The organism is Pseudoleptotrichia goodfellowii, from assembly GCF_007990505.1.
Lineage (GTDB): Bacteria > Fusobacteriota > Fusobacteriia > Fusobacteriales > Leptotrichiaceae > Pseudoleptotrichia > Pseudoleptotrichia goodfellowii.
In genome coordinates, this window is record NZ_AP019822.1 from 840,881 (window position 1) to 861,088 (window position 20,208).

At 33.3% G+C, this 20,208-nt stretch carries 23 protein-coding genes and 1 tRNA gene; 23 read left to right on the forward strand and 1 reads right to left on the reverse strand.

Annotation, left to right across the window (positions count from 1 at the left end; genetic code table 11):
- Positions 1-141: 141 nt before the first annotated feature.
- A complete protein-coding gene (locus FVE72_RS04205) occupies positions 142-1,290 on the reverse strand; it encodes an MFS transporter (protein ID WP_232049478.1) in 1,149 nt (382 codons plus the stop codon).
- Between the two features lie 176 nt (positions 1,291-1,466).
- Between FVE72_RS04205 and FVE72_RS04210 the strand changes: the two genes are divergently transcribed.
- From FVE72_RS04210 to dapD, 23 genes are all read left to right on the forward strand, one after another.
- Entirely contained in the window at positions 1,467-2,090 is a 624-nt protein-coding gene (locus FVE72_RS04210) for a DUF3841 domain-containing protein (protein WP_006807455.1), read from the forward strand.
- Between the two features lie 53 nt (positions 2,091-2,143).
- A tRNA-Sec gene (locus FVE72_RS04215) sits at positions 2,144-2,240 on the forward strand.
- A gap of 219 nt (positions 2,241-2,459) precedes the next feature.
- Positions 2,460-3,434 (forward strand): selenide, water dikinase SelD, encoded by a 975-nt coding sequence (selD, locus tag FVE72_RS04220; protein WP_197734925.1) that lies wholly within the window; start codon positions 2,460-2,462, stop codon positions 3,432-3,434.
- A gap of 38 nt (positions 3,435-3,472) precedes the next feature.
- Entirely contained in the window at positions 3,473-4,060 is a 588-nt protein-coding gene (yedF, locus tag FVE72_RS04225; protein WP_026737372.1) for a sulfurtransferase-like selenium metabolism protein YedF, read from the forward strand.
- A 7-nt stretch (positions 4,061-4,067) separates the two neighbouring features.
- Positions 4,068-4,367: a DUF3343 domain-containing protein gene (locus FVE72_RS04230; protein ID WP_026737373.1), complete on the forward strand. Its 300-nt coding sequence runs from the start codon at positions 4,068-4,070 to the stop codon at positions 4,365-4,367.
- Between the two features lie 28 nt (positions 4,368-4,395).
- Positions 4,396-6,273, forward strand: coding sequence for a selenocysteine-specific translation elongation factor (gene selB / locus FVE72_RS04235; protein WP_026737374.1), 1,878 nt, complete (start codon positions 4,396-4,398; stop codon positions 6,271-6,273).
- A 16-nt stretch (positions 6,274-6,289) separates the two neighbouring features.
- Complete coding sequence (gene selA, locus FVE72_RS04240; RefSeq protein ID WP_026737375.1) at positions 6,290-7,663, forward strand: L-seryl-tRNA(Sec) selenium transferase; 1,374 nt, start codon at positions 6,290-6,292, stop codon at positions 7,661-7,663.
- Between the two features lie 27 nt (positions 7,664-7,690).
- Complete coding sequence (locus FVE72_RS04245; protein WP_026737376.1) at positions 7,691-8,416, forward strand: class I SAM-dependent DNA methyltransferase; 726 nt, start codon at positions 7,691-7,693, stop codon at positions 8,414-8,416.
- Positions 8,417-8,434: 18 nt separating this feature from the next.
- Complete coding sequence (locus FVE72_RS04250) at positions 8,435-9,328, forward strand: hypothetical protein (protein WP_026737377.1); 894 nt, start codon at positions 8,435-8,437, stop codon at positions 9,326-9,328.
- Between the two features lie 22 nt (positions 9,329-9,350).
- A complete protein-coding gene (locus FVE72_RS04255; protein ID WP_026737378.1) occupies positions 9,351-9,677 on the forward strand; it encodes an AtpZ/AtpI family protein in 327 nt (108 codons plus the stop codon).
- The gene (locus FVE72_RS04260) at positions 9,641-10,084 is read left to right on the forward strand and encodes an ATP synthase subunit I (RefSeq protein ID WP_146966391.1); all 444 of its coding nucleotides are present in this window, start codon (positions 9,641-9,643) and stop codon (positions 10,082-10,084) included. Before FVE72_RS04255 ends, FVE72_RS04260 begins: the two co-directional genes overlap by 37 nt.
- A 100-nt stretch (positions 10,085-10,184) precedes the next feature.
- A complete protein-coding gene (gene atpB, locus FVE72_RS04265; RefSeq protein WP_026737380.1) occupies positions 10,185-11,057 on the forward strand; it encodes a F0F1 ATP synthase subunit A in 873 nt (290 codons plus the stop codon).
- Positions 11,058-11,097: 40 nt separating this feature from the next.
- Complete coding sequence (atpE, locus tag FVE72_RS04270; RefSeq protein ID WP_006807556.1) at positions 11,098-11,334, forward strand: ATP synthase F0 subunit C; 237 nt, start codon at positions 11,098-11,100, stop codon at positions 11,332-11,334.
- Between the two features lie 63 nt (positions 11,335-11,397).
- Positions 11,398-11,892, forward strand: coding sequence for a F0F1 ATP synthase subunit B (gene atpF, locus FVE72_RS04275; RefSeq protein ID WP_006807463.1), 495 nt, complete (start codon positions 11,398-11,400; stop codon positions 11,890-11,892).
- Positions 11,893-11,896: 4 nt separating this feature from the next.
- Positions 11,897-12,424 (forward strand): ATP synthase F1 subunit delta, encoded by a 528-nt coding sequence (gene atpH / locus FVE72_RS04280; protein ID WP_006807465.1) that lies wholly within the window; start codon positions 11,897-11,899, stop codon positions 12,422-12,424.
- A 19-nt stretch (positions 12,425-12,443) separates the two neighbouring features.
- On the forward strand, positions 12,444-13,949 hold the full coding sequence (gene atpA / locus FVE72_RS04285; RefSeq protein ID WP_006807482.1) for a F0F1 ATP synthase subunit alpha: 1,506 nt from the start codon (positions 12,444-12,446) through the stop codon (positions 13,947-13,949).
- Between the two features lie 13 nt (positions 13,950-13,962).
- Positions 13,963-14,772, forward strand: a complete 810-nt coding sequence (atpG, locus tag FVE72_RS04290; protein ID WP_051411740.1) for an ATP synthase F1 subunit gamma — start codon at positions 13,963-13,965, stop codon at positions 14,770-14,772.
- 69 nt (positions 14,773-14,841) lie between these two features.
- The gene (gene atpD / locus FVE72_RS04295) at positions 14,842-16,239 is read left to right on the forward strand and encodes a F0F1 ATP synthase subunit beta (RefSeq protein ID WP_026737381.1); all 1,398 of its coding nucleotides are present in this window, start codon (positions 14,842-14,844) and stop codon (positions 16,237-16,239) included.
- 18 nt (positions 16,240-16,257) lie between these two features.
- Complete coding sequence (gene atpC / locus FVE72_RS04300; RefSeq protein WP_026737382.1) at positions 16,258-16,647, forward strand: ATP synthase F1 subunit epsilon; 390 nt, start codon at positions 16,258-16,260, stop codon at positions 16,645-16,647.
- Between the two features lie 72 nt (positions 16,648-16,719).
- Positions 16,720-17,886, forward strand: coding sequence for a DUF4912 domain-containing protein (locus tag FVE72_RS04305; RefSeq protein ID WP_006807514.1), 1,167 nt, complete (start codon positions 16,720-16,722; stop codon positions 17,884-17,886).
- 169 nt (positions 17,887-18,055) lie between these two features.
- The gene (locus tag FVE72_RS04310) at positions 18,056-18,607 is read left to right on the forward strand and encodes an RNA 2'-phosphotransferase (RefSeq protein ID WP_026737383.1); all 552 of its coding nucleotides are present in this window, start codon (positions 18,056-18,058) and stop codon (positions 18,605-18,607) included.
- A gap of 134 nt (positions 18,608-18,741) precedes the next feature.
- Positions 18,742-19,470 (forward strand): 4-hydroxy-tetrahydrodipicolinate reductase, encoded by a 729-nt coding sequence (gene dapB / locus FVE72_RS04315; RefSeq protein ID WP_026737384.1) that lies wholly within the window; start codon positions 18,742-18,744, stop codon positions 19,468-19,470.
- Positions 19,471-19,507: 37 nt separating this feature from the next.
- On the forward strand, positions 19,508-20,203 hold the full coding sequence (gene dapD, locus FVE72_RS04320) for a 2,3,4,5-tetrahydropyridine-2,6-dicarboxylate N-acetyltransferase (RefSeq protein ID WP_026737385.1): 696 nt from the start codon (positions 19,508-19,510) through the stop codon (positions 20,201-20,203).
- Positions 20,204-20,208 lie beyond the last annotated feature (5 nt).

Genomic DNA, 20,208 nt, shown 5'->3' on the forward strand with positions numbered 1-20,208 from the left:
TTATTCTTATTTATACTTTTAAAATGTAATTCTCCAAATTATTCATGAAATTTGAGTTCCGATTTTTCGGTTTTTTTAATAATTTCACAATTTTTGTAAATAGAATCTTTATATTCGCCGGAATTATCAAAATAACGGACTTTAAAGTCTTTTGCTCAAATTTAACAGCAACAATAAAAATACAACAGACATTATACAGACATTTACAATAAAAGGCAGATGCGATCCGGCATTGAGCAAATGTCCCGACAATAGTGAACCGACAGCATTTCCTAAAAATCCTACAGCTGAAGCTACTCCCAATATTTTCCCCTGTTCTTCTTTATATCTGTGGGCGATAATGCTGTTTCCGAGAGAACGGACTATTTCGTAGGTCATTGTATAAACAGCCATTAATACGTAAGACACTGCTCCGAGATTCAGTCTGTATAATATAACGGACATCAGTATAATTCCTAAAAATATCATCGTTTTATGAATTGTTATTTCTTTGTATTTAGCTATAAGTCTTACGAGCAGCACACTCGTTCCGAAAAATGCCGATAACGAAGAAAACATTACAAATGTACCGATTGTATCGGAATTTACTTTTATGTAAAATTTCAAAAAATAATTTAAAGCACTGGCATAAGAGTATATTCCTACACTTGACAAAAATATTATAAAACAGAAAAATTTGGAATAATTATCCAATTCAAATATATATTTGAATGTAGCAAAAGGATTAAGATTTTTCTTTTCTTTTGGCTCTGTTTCATCGTGTTTTGTAACTATTTCTTTCAAAATAAATAGTATTAATATGGAAACAGTCGTCCCGCATATAAATTGCAGTGCAAAAGGGTATCTTGTATCAATCCTTGCGACCATTCCTCCGATTTTTTGTCCTATTGCTCCGCCTATTACTGCAGCAGAACTGACTTTTGCGATATTTTTACTTTTTGTTTCTTTTGATGACAATCGGCTTACATATCCGAAAGCTACGGCATAGGTTCCGCCCGAAGCAAAGCCCGAAAAAGCTCTCGCCAGAAAGATGATCGGCAAGTAATTTACAAAACCGAAAAACAGTTGTGCAGTTCCGTACATAAGAGGCATAAATATAAAGATTTTTTTCATTCCGATATTGTCAGCCAAGGCTCCTAAGTAAGGAGAAGAAATAAACATTGCAGTACTCATAACCGCCAGAAATTCTCCCGAAATACTTTTTTTCCAATTTCTCAACTCTATCAATCCCGGAGTTGCGGGATGTGCAAAATTATAAACTATAATGCAAAGAAACATTAGTAATACCATTCGGTTTATATTTTTTTTATCCATTTTTTTCCTTTCGTTTTATTGCTTTTTATTATAATATTTTGTATACTTTATTATATAGAAATTATTTTTGAATTTGAGAATTAAATTTTAACAGATTTGAGATATTATTTCTATATATTTAAAAAAAATTTATTTAAGGAAGGTGCAAAGCTATGAAAAATCCTAATTCAAAAAACGGAAAAAGCATACTTTTTACTTGCCAGAATGCCAAATCGCTCGACATTCTTGAGCGGGACGGAAGATTTATAAATAAAAAAGAGTATATACAGGAACATTTGGAAGATGTGGCTCCAATGATACTGAAATCTTATGACTGGTTTGTAAGTGCTGCAAGTAAAAGGATTAAAAAGCCTGACGATGTGCAGTATCAAATTTGGTGTGCAGTAGGAGATGAAGTATGTATGAAGCCTATTGAAACTGAGTTAGTATACATTCTTGAAGTTCCCGATAAAGAAATTATATATTTTAATTCTTATAAATGGGACTATGTAATCAATCATCATTATGTGCCTGAAAATAACGAAGATTTGAAAAAATATGAGCAGGAAATGGAAGCTAAGGGATTTGCTAATACATATGAAATTCTTACAGGGAGATATGCCGGAAAGTTTCCTATGGAAGAGAGAAAAATAAAAGACAGCTGGGAAAGAGTTTTCGATATAGATAACTGGAATGTAAGACAGGTACAGGCTAATCTTTGGGAAATAAAAAAAGAGTGGGTAAAACGTATATTGAAGCCCGGAGAGCCTATGCCTGAAGAATATTATGTGAGATAAAAAAATATATTGATTTTCGTTGATTTATAGTGTATAATAATAACATTGTAAATGGGAGTGGATGAGTTCTGGTGTTCTCTCCGGTCTTCAAAACCGGCGTGAGGGGTTAGGAGCCTCTCAGGTGGGTTCGATTCCCACACATTCCCGCCAAATTACGTAAAATAGAAATGTTTAATAAATAGTACCGTTTTTCGGAATAATTAATGCCTGAAACGGTATTTTTTGTTTACTGAAATTTTATTTCATAACTTTAATTTTTTGATAATAAATGATATAATAATATAAATAAATTATAGTACAGTCGGGAGGAGGACATGAATGGATAAAAAAGATTTAAACATGATAGTTTGCGGAGGGTGAAACTCGAAAATAGGGCCGGGTGCTCTTTCAAGTTTATTAAAGGATTTGCCCAAAAAGGAAGATAAAAATTTAATAGTGGGATATGAATCTTCGGATGATGCCGCAGTTTACAAAATATCCGAAGATAAAGCAATCATCCAGACATTGGACTTCTTTACAACGATGATTAACGATCCTTATTTATACGGACAAATAGCTGCAACTAATGCTCTCAGTGATATTTACGCAATGGGCGGAGAAGTAATATCCGCTTTAAATATAGTTGCTTTTCCTGAAAAAATGGATATGGAAATATTGCATCAAATATTGAAAGGCGGAGCGGAAAAAGTTCATGAAGCGGGAGGAGTTCTTGCAGGAGGTCATTCTATACATGATTCTACACCGAAATACGGGCTGTCTGTTACGGGAATTATACATCCCGATAAAATACTCATGAATAATAACTGTAAAGAAGGAGATGCTCTTATAGTTACGAAACCTTTGGGAGTGAGTATTATAAATTCGGCTCATATGATCGGTGAATGTTCTGAAGAAACTTTCGCAAAATGTATTAAGCAAATGACGACGTTAAATAAATATGCAGCGGAAATTATGAAAAATTATCCTGTAAACAGCTGTACAGATATAACAGGATTCGGATTTTTAGGGCATTTGTATGAAATGCTGGATGGGAAATACTCTGCAGAAATTATAGGGAAAGATATTCCCATGCTTCCCGAAGCCTATCGTTGTGCAGGTGATTTTATAATCACATCAGGCGGACAGCTGAACAGAAATTATCTTCAGGATAAAGTGGATTTTAAAATTAAGGATTTTCCTTTGGAAGAAATAATGTATGATCCGCAAACATCGGGAGGACTTTTAATAAGTTTACCTTCAGAATATGCGGAAGAATTACTTGAAAAACTTAATAAACTTGAAATTAAAAGTGCCGTTGTAGGAAAAGTAATAAAAAAACAGGAAAAAGACATAATAATAGTATAATTTTGTCGACAAAAATAACAGATAAGGAGAAAACATCAATGAAAAAATATGAATTAAACGCAAAAGGATTGGCTTGTCCCATACCTGTAGTAAAAACTAAAAAACTTTTGGAAGAATATGATACAGTAGAAACGACAGTAGATAATTTTACTGCAACTCAAAATCTGACAAAATTGGCTGAACAGTTGGATTATAATATTGATGTAAAAACTGTAAGTGAAGAAGAATACGTTGTAACAATATCGGCTAAAGAAGAAAGCAAAAAAGCCGAAAAAACTTCACAAGCAGAAGACGACAGTTATATTGTTGTAATAAATAAACAGATAATGGGGTACGGAAGCGAAGAATTAGGAAAAAAACTGATGAAAGCCTTTTTATATACTTTGACTGAACAGAAAGTTCTGCCTAAAAAAGTTATATTTTATAACGGAGGGGCTTTATTAGTGGATAAAACCCGAAGTCATGTATTGGAAGAGTTGAAAGAGCTTGAAGACAACGGCGTGGAAATAATGTGCTGCGGAGCATGTATAGATTATTATAATGTGGAACTCGCATTGGGAAATCCTTCAAATATGTATTTTATAGTTGAAGAAATGAGAAATGCAAATAAAGTAGTGCGTCCGTAGGTGGAAAATGATAAAAACGAAAGATGAAGGAATAGTAGTATTTCATAATACACACGACGCGATAAAAGCTGATAATATATGTATGTCTAAGCAAATAAAAGCGGGATTGATACCGGTACATCCTTCTATCAGTTTGGGATGCGGTTTTATGTTGAAAACCGAATGGAAAGATTTCAGTAATTTAATAAAAACCTTAGACGATGAAAATATAAATTACAAGGCTCTTTATTATTCCCAAAAAAGGGGTATGAAAAGAGAAGTTGAATTGTTATATGAAGATAAAGAAGATATAACGACAGAAAAATAAAAAATACTGCCTGGAGAAGAGATAAATTATGAGTAATGTAATAATAGGGACTGCGGGACACATAGACCACGGTAAGACAACATTGATTAAGGCATTGAGCGGAATAGAAACGGATACTACGGCAGAAGAAAAAGAAAGGGGAATGTCCATTAATTTGGGATTTGCTTATTTTGATTTGCCGAGTGGAAAAAGATGCGGAGTGGTAGATGTTCCTGGACATGAAAAATTTATAAAAAATATGCTTGCGGGAGTCAGCGGAATTAATCTTGTGTTGCTTTTAGTGGATTCCCGTGAGGGAATAATGCCGCAAACGAAAGAACATGCGGATATATTGTCATTATTGGGAGTGGAAAACTATATAATAGTAATGACAAAGATTGACTTAGCTGAAAAAGAATACAGAGAAATCGTTAAAGAAGAGATAGAAAGCTATATTAAAGGAACTCCGCTTGATGGAAGTCCTATAATCGAAGTGGACTCTGTCAGCAAAAAAGGTATAGATACACTTCTTAAAGAGATAGATCGTAAAATTGAAAATATAGCTGAAATAAAAGAAGGAAAAAATGCACGTCTTAATGTAGATAGAGCTTTTCAGGTAAAAGGATTCGGAACTGTTGTAACGGGAACTTTGACTGAAGGTATGGTTTCTGTAGGAGATGAACTTGAAATTTATCCTGAAAATCTGAAAACGAAAGTCAGAAATATACAGGTACATAAACAGGACGTAAAGACAGCTCACACAGGACAGAGAACGGCAATAAGTCTGACAAATGTAAAAATAGATGATGTCGGGAGAGGTCGTACATTGGCGACTCCCGGTACATTAACAAAAACTTATATGCTTGATACCGAGATAAAAATAATAGATAATTCGGATTTTACTTTGGAATTATGGGACAGAGTCCGTGTTTATACGGGAACTTCCGAAGTAATGGCTAGAATCGTGCCGTTAGGCAGTGAAGTACTTGAATCGGGAAAAGGAGGATTTGCTCAACTGCGTCTGGAAGAGGAAGTTTCGGTAAAAAATTACGACAGATTTATAATAAGGACTTATTCGCCTATGATTACTGTGGGAGGAGGAGTCATTTTGGATGTTTCTCCGAAAAAACACAGCAGATTTAATGAAGAGATTTTGAATAAACTTAAAGTTCAGTCTAAAGGAAATAGTAAAGAACTTATTTCAAATTATATTTTGACAGGACATGCTTATCTCATTACTGCCGAAGAAATCGTAAAAACACTGGAACAGAGTCTTGAGAATGTTGAAAAAGATTTGGCAGAACTGGTTCAGGACGGAGCATTATACAAGACAAAAGCCGGATATATTCATGTTAAGAAATACGAAGATATTCTTGAGAAAGTTTCGACTTTGGTAGGAGATTACCATAAGAAATTCAGATTAAAAAGAGGTATATCTAAAGCAGAATTATTTTCAAAATTTAAAATTAATCAAAAAGAATTGGCTGTAATAATTGATTTATTTGTGAGTAATAATGTCCTTAAAATTCAAAATAATTTTATTTCTTTATATGATTTTGAAGTTAAATATGACGCGAATCAGTTGAAAGAAAAAAATAATATAGAAAAAATACTTTTGGAAAGTAAGTTTACTCCGCCGAATATAAAAGACCTGACAAAAAATAATAAAGGACTTAATGAACTGCTGAGTTCACTGGCGGGGGATACAATTATAATATTAAATGAAGATATTGCAATACATGTTAAAACTTTTGAAGAAGCTAAAAATAAGGTCTTAAAGCATTTTGAAAATAATAAAAAATTGACATTGGCTGAATTTCGTGATTTTACAGGCTCAAGCAGAAAATATTCTCTGCCTATTTTGGAATATATGGATAAACAGGGAATTACCAAAAGAGTGGAAGATTACAGGGTTTTAGGAAAATAACAAACGGGAGAAGATTATGAACGAATTATTATCAAAAATACCGTCTATAAATAAAATTCTTTTGACGGAAGAGCTTAAGCAATTATTGGAAGAATATCCTGAAATATTTGTAAAAGATATTGTAAAAAAAGAAGCGGAAGATATAAAAAATGACATTTTGATGTCAAGTATAAAAGAAGTTCCCTCAATGGAAGAAATCGTTGAAAGAGTGTCGTTTCAAGTGAAAAAGAAAGACAGGCTTTCTTTAAGACGGGTAATAAATGCCACAGGAACTATATTGCATACGAATTTGGGACGTAGTCTTTTAAGTGAACATGTAAAAGAAAATTTAACAGAAATAGCTTTTAATTATTCAAATTTGGAATTTAATATTGATGAAAAAGCGAGAGGAAGCCGTTACACTCATTTAATCGACATTATAAAACGTCTGACAGGAGCGGAAGATGTACTTGTTGTAAACAATAACGCGGCTGCTGTACTTTTAACGTTGAACACACTTACTAAAGGCAAAGAAATTGTTGTTTCCAGAGGAGAACTTGTGGAAATCGGAGGAGCTTTCCGTATTCCCGAGATCATCAAATTAAGCGGAGGAATTTCCTGCGAAATAGGGACTACAAATAAAACACATTTGAAAGACTATGAAAACGCTATTAATGAAAATACGGGAGTATTATTGAAAGTGCATACAAGCAACTACAAAATATCAGGATTTACGAAGTCTGTAACTTACGAGGAAGTTGCTGCTTTGGCTCACGAAAAAGGCCTGATAGCAATAAATGACCTGGGAAGCGGACAGTTTGTGGATTTTCGACCTTACGGATTGCCTTATGAGCCTACTGTAAAAGAAGTTTTAGACAGCGGTATGGATATAGTTACATTCAGCGGAGATAAACTTCTCGGAGGACCTCAGGCGGGAATAATTGTAGGGAAAAAGAAATATATAGAAGAAATGAAAAAAAATCAGCTTACACGGGCATTGCGTGTGGATAAAATGACTATTGCCACACTGGAAGCGACACTTAAACTTTATCTTGATGAAAAAACTGCATTGGAAGAAATACCTACGCTGAATATGATTTCGACTTCTGTGGAAAAATTGAGAGAAAAAGCTGAAAAATTTACGGAAATTATAAAAAGATCCCGATTCGTTGTGGAAATAATAGAAGATAAGGCTGAAGTAGGCGGAGGAAGTTATCCTGGAAGTCAGCTTGAAAGTATTGCGGTAAAACTTACTCATAGGGAAAAAACTTCCACTGAAATAGAAAGGATTCTCCTTTCTGAAGATATTCCGATAATTACCCGTATCAAAGAAAACAGCATTATTCTGGATATGAGAACATTGAGAGAAAATGAGTTTGGGTTGGTAGCGGGGAGTCTTGATAAAATATAGAAATTCATTTTCAAAAAAGGAGAAAAAATGCATAAAGAATTTGCAGAAATTTATGATGTTTTTATGAAACATGTAGATTATAAAGGTTGGTACAAATTTCTCAGGAGTTATATAAAAAATAAAGGAGAAGTTCTTGATTTGGGGTGCGGAACAGGAGAATTTATTTACAGATTTCTGAAAGACGGATTTTCTGTTAAGGGAGTAGATATATCAGAAGATATGTTGAGGATTTCCAAGAAAAAAATCGAAAGCAAAAATCTGAAAAATAATAATTACGAGCTTATAAAAGAAGATATTGTGAATTATGAGAACAACTCAGAAGCGGATTATATTATTTGTAATTTTGATACTGTAAATTATTTGGAAAATGAAAGAGAATTTGAAAAATTTCTTGAAAAGTCCAATAAAAACTTGAAAAAAGATGGATATTTAATATTTGATATTGTAACTGAAGAAGTATTTGAGGAAATATTTGAAAACGGAATATTTTTGGACGAAGAACCCGAATATACAAGTATATGGCGATATGAGCAGTTAAGTGAGAAAAAATATTTTGTAGAAATAGATTTATTTATAAGACAGGATAAAAATGATAATTTATTCAGAAAATATAATGAGCAGCACAATAAACACATATATGAGCCTGAATGGATAGTGGAAATTGCAAGGAAAAAAGGCTTTGAAATATTTGATACAGCGAAAAATCCTGAATTTGGAGAAAGCAGAATCTTTTTTGTATTTAAGAAATTATAGACAGGAGTGTATTAAAAAATGAAAGAAGAAAAAAGCTATATCGAATTGGAAAAAGAAAGAGAAAAATCCGAATGGAAAAGCGAAGAAACAGAAATTGTAAACAGTGTTGATATTTCGGATGGTAAAAAAGAAATTGTCAAATATTCTACAGTAACTTATAAAAATATGGTTAAGTGGATAGTAGGTATTGTGATAGGTCTTGTTCTGATTCCTTTTACAGATTGGGGTATGTTTATTACAGTGTTTTCGATAGTAATGTGTATTCCTATATTGCTTACGATTTTATTTAACGGTATAAAAACTGTAGAACTTAGAGATCACACTTTTATATTCAGTGATGAGAAAAAAGAAAGAGAATATAAATCTTTGGAATATTTTATTTTGACTACATATTCGGGAGATTTTTTGGCATACAGAGATTATAAAGGATATTGGCTGAAAATTCCTATGATTGCTTTTAATTCAAGTTTGATGAAAAATTTTCTTAAAAATTATTTAATGGATAAATTGCCTGTTTCCAAAGGAAATTTAGATTCTGAAGGAGAAGAAGTCTTTTATATCAGAGATGAAGAAGATATAAAAGCCGATTATCGTAAAAGAGAGGTGTTCGGAAAACACAGGGTCAGAGTACACCGTGCAATGAGAAACGGTTCAGTTCCTCTTAAAAGACTTCAGCAAATTGCAAACAATTTATATGAAAGTGAAAACAGGATAATAATAAAAAAAGAAGCTTTAATAATAAACGGAAATTCATACAGATGGGAAAAACTGCAACCTGTAAAATTATCAAAAACGTATGGAGGAATTTTAGAAATAAAAACGAAAGACGAAGAGACAGTTTTTTCGTCAAGAACTACGGCAATAACGAGAGTTCCGTTGTTTGAAGCATTGTATAATTCAATGGTAAAATAAAATTTTAAATCGGGAGTAAATTATGAGTAATAAATCTAATAAGAAAAAAATGGAGGAAATGACTGAAAGAGAAAAAAAACTCTATGAGTTGGAAAAAAAGTTGGGAAGACATGACGAAGAAAAAGAGGCTAAAAAGAAAAAAGACAGATTGCTGTTAAAATATTTTCTTATAGCGACTAATATGATTTATACTCTGGCAGGACCTATATTATTAATGTTGGGATTATACCTTTTGCTTGAAAAATTTGTTTTTAAGGATAAGCAGCCGATTGTACTGATTGTATTATTGGTATTAGGAGCTTTTGCAGGTTATTGGACACTGATAAGACAGGTACTGGATACAAAATAAATATTTTAGGAGTAGTAATGCTGAAAGATTTACCCGAATTAATAAAAAAAATTTATGTTACTTCATTATTCTTAACTGCAATATCTCTAATTGCAGGAATTATATTTAGAAGGTCGGAATTGTATTTAGGTTTTTTTACAGGTTCTGTAATTTCCATGGTAAATATTTATCTGACAATCAGAGGAGCCTATAAAGCGGTGTATCACAGAAATAAAAGCCGATTAGGAAGTATGATTGAATATTTAAAAAGAATAGTTATATATTGTGCAGGAATGTATTTGGTTATATTTATAAGTAAAAGATATTTCAATAGCCGTATTACAGGAAATATAATAGCTACAGGATTGGGCTTTTTGAATTTCAAAATTTCTATATTGTTATCTGCTTTTTTAACGAAAAAACGGTAAAAAACAGCCAACTAAAATTTGCAAAATGATAATGATTGGAGTATAATAAGATTTAGAGTTATAATTTTGTTGACAAATTAAAGAGGAACAGGAGGTAAAGATGTTTAAAAAAGTAACAGTTTTTGTATTGTTATTGGTAGGATTGACACTTGTCGTTAATTTGATATTATCATTAATTTCGACTTTCCTTCCTGTAAAATTTGTAATGCCGGAAAGTTTAATAGAAGCACCGACATATTACAATTTTGTAATAGGAAGCGTGAATATATCTATCAGTCAGACAGTATTAAATACGTGGGCGATTATGGCTTTACTTGCATTTATAGTAAAGAAAGGAACGGATAAGTTAAGCACGACAAATCCGGGTAAATTGCAAATTATTCTTGAGGAATATTATCATTTTATAGAAAATATGTTTTTGGGAACGTTCGGAAAGTATAAGAAAAAATTTATGCCTTTTTTCTCGGCATTGTTTGCATTTATACTTTTTTCCAATTTGAGTTTATTCCTATTTCCATTTATTATAACGGTAACTAAAGGAAAAAACGGAGGATTTGACGTAAAACCTTTCTTCAGAACTCCTACTGCGGATCCTAATACGACAATAGGTTTATCTCTTGTAGTAGTAGTTTTGTTTGTGTCCATAGCTATAAAAAGAGGCGGAATAACGGGATATATAAAAAGTCTGATGCACCCCGCATGGTTTATGCTTCCGATAAATATAGTCGGAGAATTGTCAAAACCGCTTAATACATCAATGAGATTGTTCGGGAATATGTTTGCCGGACTTGTAATTGCCGGACTTATGTACAGTCTTGCAAGAGGGCATTTTTCTCTCTCGGTAGGTTGGCCGGGAATATTACAATTGTATTTTGACGGTTTTGTCGGAATGATACAGGCATTCGTATTTACAGTGCTTTCCTCAGTTTATGTGGGAGAAGTTTTAGGCGAAGATGTCGAAGAAGAAAACTAATAAAAACAAAAAATAAATATTAAAATTTAGGAGGATAAAAATGGAAGGATTAGTACAGGCAGCAGCATTGTTAGGTGCAGGAATAGCAGCGATAGGGGGAATAGGAGCAGGTTTGGGACAAGGAATGGCTACAGCTTATGCGGTTGAAGCAGTTTCAAGACAGCCTGAAGCAAAACAGGATATTATGCAGACTTTGATTATAGGACTTGCGATTACAGAGTCCACAGGGATTTATGCTTTAGTAATATCGTTCTTATTGATATTCTTGAAGGGATAGTCAAGATTAAATTATTGAAAATTATAAAAATTGAAATTCCGAAAAATATTTAAGGAGAAAAAGATGTCAGAAGGATCAAACTTAATAAATATAGATTTTACAATGGCTATCCAAATAATAAATTTTCTAATATTGGTGTATATTTTTTGGAAAGTTTTTGCAAAAAAAATTGAAAAAGTAATAGAAGAAAGAAAACATTTGGCTTTATCCGAAATGGAGATTGTAGAAAAGGAAAAAGAGAAACTTGAAGAGCAAAAAACCGCTTCGGAAAAATTGAAAAAAGAATCTAAAAGAAGAGCTAATGAAATTCTGATTAAAGCCGAAAGACAGGCTGATGAGAGAAAAGAGCAGATTATATCCACTGCAATGACAAATAGAGAAAGAATGATGATGAAAGCTGAAGCCGATATCGAAAAAATGAGGCAGAATGCTAAATTCGAACTTCAGAAAGAAGTCGGAGAAATGGCACTTGAGCTTGCAGAAAAAATTATAAAAGAAAATATAAAAGACAAAGAAGATGAAATAATCGATAATTTTATTGATGAAATAGGAGATTAATATTATGGACAAAAGCGGAATTGCTAAAAGATATGCTTCGGCTATTTATGATATAGCAAAGTCTTCCAATAAAATCAGCGAAATTCGTGAAGTTTTGAGTCTGATGATGGAAAAATACGAAGAAGAAGAAGAATTTAAAAAATATTTGTCCGATCCTGTTATAACAGTAGAGGAAAAAGAAGATTTTTTGAAAAGAGCCTTTGATTTTGTAAGTGAAGAAGCGTTGAGAATAGTTAATTACATAGTAAAAAAAGGAAGATTATCCTTAATTCCTTATATAAAAGAAGAATTTTTGAAAATATATTATACTGAAAATGATAAACTTCCGATAACTGCAATATTTGCTAAAGAGTTGTCCGAAGAGCAGAAAGATAAATTAATAAAAAAATTGGAATCAAAATATAAAAAAAAGGTAGTTTTGAATGTTAAAGTCGATGAAAGCCTTATAGGAGGCGGGATTGTCAAAATAAGAAATGAAGTTATAGACGGTTCTATAAAACATCAGATAGAGGCTTTGAAAAAAACGATCTAAAAATTGGAGGTGCTTTTTCTTGAGGATCAAACCAGAAGAAGTAAGTAAAATAATTCGTACAGAAATTGAAAATTATAAAAAAACTCTTGATATTTCCAATACAGGAACAGTACTGGAAGTAGGAGACGGAATAGCAAGAATATACGGACTTAATAATGCCATGTCGGGAGAGTTGCTTGAATTTGAGAACGGCACAACAGGAATGGTATTGAACTTGGAAGAAAATAATATAGGAGCCGTGATTTTCGGGGAAACAAGGGGAATAAAGGAAGGCGGAATTGTAAAAGGAACAGGAAAAATTGCTCAGGTTCCCGCAGGAGAAGAAATACTCGGAAGAGTAGTAAACTCACTGGGAGAACCTATAGACGGAAAAGGTTCGATAACTGCCGAAAAATATATGGATATTGAAAGTCCTGCTTACGGTATCATTGACAGAAAACCTGTAAGTGAACCTTTGCAGACAGGTATAAAAGCCATAGACGGAATGGTACCCATAGGTAGAGGACAGAGGGAGTTAATAATAGGCGACAGACAGACAGGAAAAACGGCAATAGCTATAGATGCAATAATAAATCAGAAATCAAATGACGTATATTGTATTTATGTTGCGATAGGTCAGAAGAGATCTACTGTTGCTCAGATTTATAAAAAGCTTGAAGAAGAAGGGGCTATGGAATATACTACAATAGTAGCGGCAACAGCTTCCGAAGCGGCACCTTTACAATACCTGGCACCTTATGCCGGAGTTGCAATGGCTGAATACTTTATGTTACAGGGAAAACATGTATTGATAGTATATGATGATCTATCCAAACACGCAGTGTCTTATAGAGAAATGTCGTTATTACTTAGAAGACCTCCGGGAAGGGAAGCATATCCGGGAGACGTATTCTATCTGCATTCGAGATTATTGGAAAGAGCGGCTAAATTAAGCGATGAATTGGGAGGCGGTTCGATTACTGCATTGCCTATCGTTGAAACAAAAGCGGGAGATATATCCGCTTATATTCCTACAAATGTTATATCTATAACAGACGGACAGATATTCCTTGAAACGGATTTGTTTAATTCAGGATTCAGACCGGCAATAAATCCGGGAGTATCAGTGTCTAGGGTTGGAGGAAGTGCACAAATAAAAGCAATGAAACAGGTTTCTTCAAAAGTGAAAATCGAGCTTGCCCAATATAACGAACTTCTGGCTTTTGCTCAATTCGGCTCTGATCTTGATAAAGCTACAAGGGATCAGTTAAACAGAGGAGCGAAAATAATGGAAGTGTTGAAACAGAAACAGTACAATCCATATAAAGTCGAAGAAGAAGTGGTATCGTTTTACTGTGTAACTAACGGATATTTCGATGATGTTCCTACTGAAAAAGTAAGTAATTTTGAACATGATTTGATAGACAGTTTGAGAACAAACAGTGAAATTTTGAATAAAATAAGAGAAGAAGAAAAATTGAACGATGAAGTGAAAAAAGAGCTGGATGAATATATAGTAGGCTATAAACAGGATTATGTATGGTAAGTAGGTGTGATGTATGGCTGCAAATATGAAAGAAATAAAAGAAAGAATCGATAGTGTAAGAAATACTAGTCAAATTACCAATGCAATGAATATAGTTTCATCTACGAAATTCAAAAGATTTCAGGAATTGACTTTGAAATCGAGAAGTTATTCGGATACTCTCGATATAGCCTTTGACAATCTTGTTGCCAGTTTGACGGGGAAAAAGCATGTTATATTTGACGGAAAGCCCGAAGTTGAAAGAATAGGAATTGTAATAATGACTTCGGACAGAGGACTTTGCGGAAGTTTTAACACAAATATGCTGAGAAGAATGGAAGAGATGATAAAAGACTTCAAAAAAGAAAATAAAGAAGTCAGTGTGATAACTATCGGTAAAAAAGCGAGAGATTACTGTAAAAGTAAGAATATATCCGTAGACAGTGAATATGTTCAGCTTATTCCTGAAACGATGTTTGAAAAAGCTAAGAGAATCAGTGAAGATATAGTTGAATTTTATTTGAATGATTTTTACGATGAAGTGTATTTACTATATTCAAAATTTGTTTCGGCAATAGAATACAATGTTCAGCTTGAAAAAATACTTCCTATAGAGAAAAAAGAAGGGCTTCCTACACAGGAATACATCTTTGAGCCTTCTGAAGACGAAGTGTTGAGAGCATTTATTCCTAAAGTTTTGAATATAAAACTGTATCAGGCTTTGCTTGAAAGCTCGGCGAGTGAACATTCTGCCAGAATGGGAGCGATGAGACAGGCAAATGATAATGCCGACGAAATGATAAAGAAATTGACAGTTCAATATAACAGAGAAAGACAGGGATAGATTACTCAGGAATTGTCCGAAATTGTCGGAGGCTCTGAAGCCTTAAAGTAGAAAAAGGAGGTTTATAACTTGGAAAATAAAGGAACACTGGTTCAGGTAATCGGACCGGTTGTAGATGTAAGATTTCCGGATAAATTGCCGGATATATACAATGCACTGGAAATACATACCGAAGACGGCAAAAAAATTGTTGCAGAAGTTCATTCTCACGTGGGAAATAACGTTGTGAGAGCGATTGCAATGTCGGGAACTGACGGATTGAGAAGAGGTATGGAAGTAATAGATAAAGAAGGACCTATTCAGGTGCCTGTGGGAAGAAAAACGTTAGGGAGAATATTTAACGTGCTTGGAGAAACTGTGGATGCCGGAGAGGAATTAATTCCTGATGCGGTAGATTCCATACATAAAGAAGCTCCTTCTTTTGAAAGTCAGGGAACTGATTCGGAAATTCTTGAAACAGGAATAAAAGTAGTGGACTTATTGGCTCCTTATCTTAAAGGAGGAAAAATAGGACTGTTTGGAGGAGCGGGAGTAGGAAAAACCGTTCTGATACAGGAACTTATCAATAATATTGCCAAAGGGCATGGAGGACTTTCGGTATTTGCAGGTGTCGGAGAAAGAACGAGAGAAGGTCGGGACTTGTATAACGAAATGAAAGAAAGCGGAGTTTTGAATAAAACTGCATTAGTTTACGGACAAATGAACGAGCCGCCGGGAGCAAGACTTAGAGTAGCTCTTACAGCACTTACTATGGCGGAATATTTCAGGGATAAAGAAGGACAAAACGTTCTATTGTTTATAGATAATATATTCAGATTTACTCAGGCAGGAGCGGAAGTGTCGGCATTGCTTGGAAGAATGCCTTCGGCAGTAGGATATCAGCCTAACCTTGCTACTGAAATGGGAACATTACAGGAAAGAATAACTTCCACAAGTTCGGGATCCATAACTTCTGTTCAGGCAGTATATGTACCGGCAGATGACTTGACAGATCCGGCACCGGCAACTACTTTTGCTCATTTGGATGCGACAACGGTATTATCAAGATCGATAGCATCTTTAGGTATTTATCCGGCAGTAGATCCTCTGGATTCCACATCGAGAATACTTGAGCCTGAAATAGTAGGAAACGAACACTATAAAGTTGCAAGGGAAACTCAGAGAGTATTGCAAAGATATAAAGAATTACAGGATATAATAGCAATATTGGGAATGGACGAACTGTCCGACGAAGATAAACTTATAGTAAACAGAGCCAGAAAAATACAAAGATTTTTCTCGCAACCGTTCTCTGTTGCGGAACAGTTTACCGGTATGAAAGGAAAATATGTACCTTTGAGAGAAACAATAAGAGGATTTAAGGAAATTCTTGAAGGATTACATGATGATTTACCTGAACAGGCATTCCTGTATGTAGGCGGTATAGACGAAGTTGTTGCAAAATCAAGAGAATTATTAGGAGAATAATTTATTAGGAGATAAAATATGGCTACGGAATTTATATTAAAAGCGGTAACCCCTGAAGGTCTTGTTTTTGAGAAACCCGTGCTTTTTGTAAAAGTGAGAACTGAAAACGGAGATATAGGAATTCTTGCAAAACATGCGAATTTTGTATCTTCGTTAGGTGCGGGAGAAATGCTTGTTCGGGAAAAAGACAATGTGGAAACTACATATTATCTCGAAGGCGGATTTTTAGAAGTGAGACAGGATAAAGTCGTAATTTTAGGTGAAGATATGATGGAGGCAAGCGGAGCCGAAGCTGTAAAACTTGCCAAGAAAGCTGCGATTGAACTTGCAAAACAGCATAAAATAAGAGAAGAACAGGATATTTTAGGAACTAAAAAACGAATACAGGAGAATTTGAGAAGAAAATAATCAAATTCAGAATTTTACATAAGTACAGTCAGTTAAATTAAGTAAAATAAAAATAAAAAATGGAGGCCGTGTATGAAATACTTGGATGAAATGACAAAGGAAGAATTGATAAACTGTGCTAAAAAAGAGAAAATATTTATGGGGTTGTCTTTCAATAAAGAAAAAATTATGAAAAAGCTTGAAAAAAAAGGCTATAAATATAGCCAAGCTTTTGGTGAAAATATTGAAAAAAATCATGAAACAGAAGAAAAGAAAAATATCATTGTAGAAAAAATAGAGGAATTTGCAGAAAAAGCAGCTGAAAAATTTGAGGAAATTAAAGAAGAATTTATCGACAGAAAAAGTCAAAATGAGGAAACTGCAATTCGTGAAGTAGAAGAAATTGATTTTTCAGTTGAAGGGATTTTTAATTACAGAACAAGAAGTTATTACAGAAATTATCCTAATAAAAAATTAATGAGAACATTCAGAAAGAAATACAGAAAATATAAAAGCGATTTTCAGGAAGAGTTTGATTTTAACTACAAAGGAATAGATGACGATCAGATAAGAAAAAGAGAAAAAGAAACTGAAATTAACAGATTGAAGTTTGCTAAAGGTGCAGAATACGACGGAGAATCCAAAGAAGATATTTATTTTGATAAAGCTCCTTTACCGGCTGCATACTTTGTAGACGAAGTTGTTTTGATGCCTAAAAATCCTACAACTCTTTATGTTTATTGGGAAATAAGGGATGATACTTTTGAAAAATTGTCAGAAAATAAAGACATAGTTGATAATATTGTTATAAAACTGTTCAAAGGCGGAAATGAGTATAAAAAAATAATAAGACATGAAAGAATAGGATCACACTATATAGGAGATGTGGATACGAATCAGAATTATGAAGTATTTATAGGTTATGAAGATAAATACGGAAATTTCTCTGAAGTGGCACATTCTTCGGAAGCAATAGCTCCGTCGGATAAATTGTCAAATAACCTTGATTTGGTATGGGGAACAGTTAAAGAAGATAAAAATACTAATCAGATAATAAAATATGTAAATAGCCCTGTTCCTACAGAGGAAAATCGTGAGTTTATAGAACTTATGAAAAATCCTGTTGCAGATGATGACGAGTTTACAGTAGAAGTATTGGAAAGACTCTTGAAAGTAGGAGCTTCGGAAAATCTTATAGAAAGAGAAGTAAGAAAAGCAAAGCCTGAAAAACTTATAATGACAGGGGTAAGAAGTTCTTAATTATTTGCATTGTTTACTTTTTTAAGAAAAAAATAGAAAAGAACATTTCATCTTCCTTTTTTCAAAATCGGAAAAATAGAAAATGAAATCATTTCATGTTGTAAAATTTGAATGTTGAATGAAATTATGGAGGCAAAAAAAGCCCTCATTTAAAATATTTAGGAGAAAAATGGCAAAACATAAAGATGAAAATGTTAAATTAGGAAGATTTATAAGTTATATACTAAGGCATCATCCTGAAGCTGTAAATCTGGAGTTGGATGAAAATGGCTGGGCAGATACCGAAGAACTTATAAATAAGATAAATCTTTCGGGTAGTGCAATAGATTTTGCTAAACTGAATGAAATTGTAAAAACCAACGATAAAAAAAGATATGAGTTCAGTGATGATTATAAAAAAATAAGGGCTTGTCAGGGACACAGTATAAATGTGAATTTGAATTTAAAGCCTGTAAAACCGCCTCAATATCTTTATCACGGTACTGCTCTGAAAAATGTAGAAATTATTAAAAAAGAAGGATTGAGAAAAATATCGAGGCAGTATGTTCATTTATCTATTGATTATGAAACTGCTTACAATGTAGGGAAAAGACACGGAAAACCTTATATAATAAAAGTCGAGTCAGGAAAAATGTATGATAACGGGCATGTATTTTATCTTTCAAAAAATAAAGTCTGGCTTAGTGAGGACATAAATAGTGAATATTTAATATTTGAATAATAATTTGAAATGTTAAAAAAAGTAATAAAATTAATACACACGATAGGTTATCTAAGTTTTTTATAAGAGACACAAAAGCATAAACAAAGCGGTAAACTCTATAATAATTAAGCGAATAAAAAAACGGGAGTAATATGAAAATAATTGTTTACGGTGCCGGAGTAATGGCTAATTATGTAAAAGAGGCTATTATAAATTCGGGAAATGAATTTGAGGGATTTGTTGATCCTTTGGGAAAAGGTAATTTTGAAACATTGAAAAATGAAAATAGGGATTATGATGCAATTATAGATTTTTCACATTTCAGTTTGTTGGAAGAAATACTGGAAGCGGGTATTCAAAAGGGAGTGCCTGTTTTGATAGCTACGACAGGTCACAGTAAAGAGCAAATCGAGAAAATAGAAAAAGCATCGGAGAAAATACCGATAATAAGAGCAACAAATACTTCCATAGGAGTAAATGTTCTGAACGAAATTACTGCCTATGCTACAAGGCTATTAAAAGGCTTTGACATAGAAGTGATAGAAAAACATCATAACAGAAAACTGGATGCTCCGAGCGGTACGGCAAACACTCTTATTGAAGTTATAAATGAAAATCTTGATGAGAAGTATGAAACTGTTTACGGAAGAGAAGGACACAAAAAAAGAACTGAAAAAGAAATCGGTGTTCATTCAATAAGAGCAGGAAATATAGTAGGAGAACATACTGTAATATATTCAAAAAATGATGAAATAATAGAAATAAAACATGAAGCATTATCAAGAAGAATATTTGCAGAAGGTGCTGTGAGAGCCGCAGTTTATTTAAAAGATAAAAAGCCGGGATTATACACGATGAAAGACGTGTTGAATATAAAATAAAGAAAAATATATGAAAGAATAAATAATGGAGGATATAATGACTGAGCTTGAAAAGTCGGAAGCAATAATAAAATTTATAGCAAGTGCCGAAAAAACAACACCGGTAGAACTTTATACGGACGAAGAAGTAGCAGATAAAGGTTTATGCAGAGTTATAGGAAAAGACGGACTTAAACTTATAATCGGAGATTGGAAAGATGTCGAAGAAGTTATTAAAAATAATAATTTGAAAAATTATTATTTGAAAAATGACAGAAGAAATTCGGGAGTTCCTATGCTTGATATAAAAAATATAAATGCAAGAATAGAGCCGGGAGCTATTATAAGGGATAAAGTTACGATAGGAGATAAAGCTGTCATTATGATGGGAGCTGTAATAAATATCGGAGCTGAAATCGGTGAAGGAACAATGATAGATATGAACGTGGTACTCGGCGGAAGGGCAAAAGTCGGTAAAAACTGTCATATCGGAGCAGGTGCTGTGTTAGCCGGAGTTATAGAGCCGCCTTCGGCAGATCCTGTAATTGTGGAAGATGATGTGGTAATAGGAGCAAATGCTGTTGTACTGGAAGGTGTAAAAATCGGAAAAGGCTCGGTTGTCGCAGCGGGAGCGGTAGTTACTGAAAATGTTCCTGAAAAAGTAGTTGTAGCGGGAATGCCTGCGAAAATTATAAAAAATGTGGACGATAAGACGGCTTCCAAAACGGGAATAGTTGAGGATTTAAGAAAATAATTTAT